The following is a 2,311-nucleotide window of genomic DNA, read 5'->3' as shown; positions in this document are numbered from 1 at the left end:
CATATAAATAATGTCATCAAAATTAAGTCGCTTAGCTATAGCGGCAGCAGAACGCAAATCTTCAATACGCGAATTAGTGCAAGAACCGATAAATACCTTATCAATCTTAATGTCGGTTAATTTGCTCCCAGCTTGTAAGTCCATATAATTTAATGCTTTCTCTGTAGAAGCATATTCAGTCGGATCGCGCAATTGATCTGGTGACGGTATGGGGCTATCGATCGCAATTATTTTTCCTGGATTTGTTCCCCAGGTAACCTGAGGGGCGATTTCATCAGCATAGATAGTTTTGATCGCATCATAATGAGCACCGGGATCAGTCTTCAGTGTTTTCCAATAACTAACGGCTTGTTGCCACTGTTCTGTGCTTGGTGCAAATTGTCGGCCTTTAATATAATTTAAAGTGGTTTCATTAGGCGCAATAATACCCGCCTTAGCACTCATTTCAATTGCCATATTGCAGACAGTCATTCGGCCTTCCATAGTTAAGTTTTGAATTGCTTCGCTGCAAAATTCAATAACATAACCGGTGCCACCGGCACCGGCACCGGCACTACCGATTTTGCCAATCATCGCCAGTAGCATATCTTTAGCTCTGATGCCATTAGCTAGTTTACCAATGACCTCAATTTTCATGGTTTTAGCTCGAGCTTGTTTTAAGGTTTGCGTGGCCAAGACATACTCAACTTCGGATGTGCCAATACCAAAAGCTAATGCGCCAAATGCACCATGAGTTGCGGTGTGGGAATCACCGCATACACGATAGTTGTGCCAGGTAAAGTTATGCCTTGTTCTGGCCCCAGAACGGGGACAATACCTTGGAAAGGGTGTTTTAAATCTAAATCTAAATCTAAATCTAAATCTAAATCGTAAAGAGTAATAGCAAATTATTGACAATTTTTTATCAAGGTTTGCACTTGAATGCGAGCCATCTCATCACTAGCATTAATGTCTTTAGTCTGAGTAAAGACATTGTGATCCATGGTAGCAAAAGTTTTATTGGGTTTTCTGACCGAGCGATTATGGACTCTCAATCCATCAAATGCTTGAGGCAAAGTGACTGCATGCAGTAAATGTGGATCGATATAAATTAATGGTGTTTCATTTTCCGTTTCATGGACAATGTGTGAATCGTAAAATTTTTGATATAAAGTTCTCGCCATAATCTAAACCTCTTGCATAATATGACTGGCAATAATACTGCCCATTTCATCGGTACTGACAAATTGCTTATCTAATGCCAAATCCTGAGTTCGATAACCTTGCAATCAGGTTTTATTGACGGCATTTTCTATCGCATCAGCAATATGTGGTTGGTGCAGGCGATAACGCATCAATAGCGCTACAGATAAGATTTGCGCAATTAGATTAGCAATATTTTTACCAGCGATATCCGGGTGCTGAGGCGCCAGCCGGTTCGTATAAGCCAAAATTTTGTTAATTTAAACTGGTGGAAGGTAACAATCTCATTGAACCGGTAATGATTGCACATTCATCGGAAATAATATCGCCAAAAATATTAGAGCAGAGCAGAACATCAAATTGAGCAGGATCTTTGATGAGCTGCATAGTGGCATTATCGATATACATATGATTGATTTCGACATCGGGATAAATTTTAGCAATATCATTGACAACTTCTCGCCATAAAATCGAACTTTGCAATAACTTCAGGGCGAATACCATCACCTGGTAAGACAGCAATATTATAATTACTAGCCATATTATTGAACTACCTCTGTATTGCTGTGATTTTTTTGTTTTTTCACTAATTCTGCGCGCCAAATGTTATTTAACACATTAATCATTGCTATAGCAGACGATTCGACAATATCGGTTTCCAGGCCGATACCATGAAAACGTCGGCAAAAGCATTCTACAACGATATCAACTTGACCTAAAGCTTCATTGCCATGACCTTTAGCGGATGATAACTGGTAGGAAATCAGTTTAATTGGATATTTTGCTATTTTATTAATGGCCTGATAAATCCCATCCACCCGACCATTGCCTGTGTTGCTGCATCATATTTTTCCTTATCGCCACATATTATTTTTATCGTGGCTGTGACTAGTAGATTTGAGCCAGATTGGATACTGAAATAGGCTAAACTGAAAAATTCAGGCTCTTGTTGTTGATTTATAAAAGCTAAAGCTTCCAGGTCATAGTGGAAGATTTGACCTTTTTTAATCAGCTAAGTGCAAAAATGCTTCATACAAACATTCTATAGCTAAGAGACTTAATTTTGATTACACCATATTGAGTGCGAACAAAATATAGCTGGGCGACTTTAAAATGATTACAAGTAATT

Annotated in this window: 3 pseudogenes; all 3 read right to left on the bottom strand. The window is 38.6% G+C overall.

What is annotated here, in order from left to right:
• Positions 1–1,163: pseudogene (leuC, locus tag ARSQ2_RS07710) on the bottom strand (3-isopropylmalate dehydratase large subunit); the annotation flags it as partial.
• Between the two features lie 3 nt (positions 1,164–1,166).
• Positions 1,167–1,668: pseudogene (locus ARSQ2_RS07705) on the bottom strand (isocitrate/isopropylmalate family dehydrogenase); the annotation flags it as partial.
• 56 nt (positions 1,669–1,724) lie between these two features.
• Positions 1,725–2,228 (bottom strand): annotated as a pseudogene (locus ARSQ2_RS07700) (alpha-isopropylmalate synthase regulatory domain-containing protein); the annotation flags it as partial.
• Positions 2,229–2,311: the final 83 nt, after the last annotated feature.

The organism is Arsenophonus endosymbiont of Bemisia tabaci Q2 (assembly GCF_902713415.1).
Lineage (GTDB): Bacteria > Pseudomonadota > Gammaproteobacteria > Enterobacterales > Enterobacteriaceae > Arsenophonus.
Note: the sequence above shows the minus strand (reverse complement) of the source record. Positions and strands in the feature narration are given on the sequence as shown.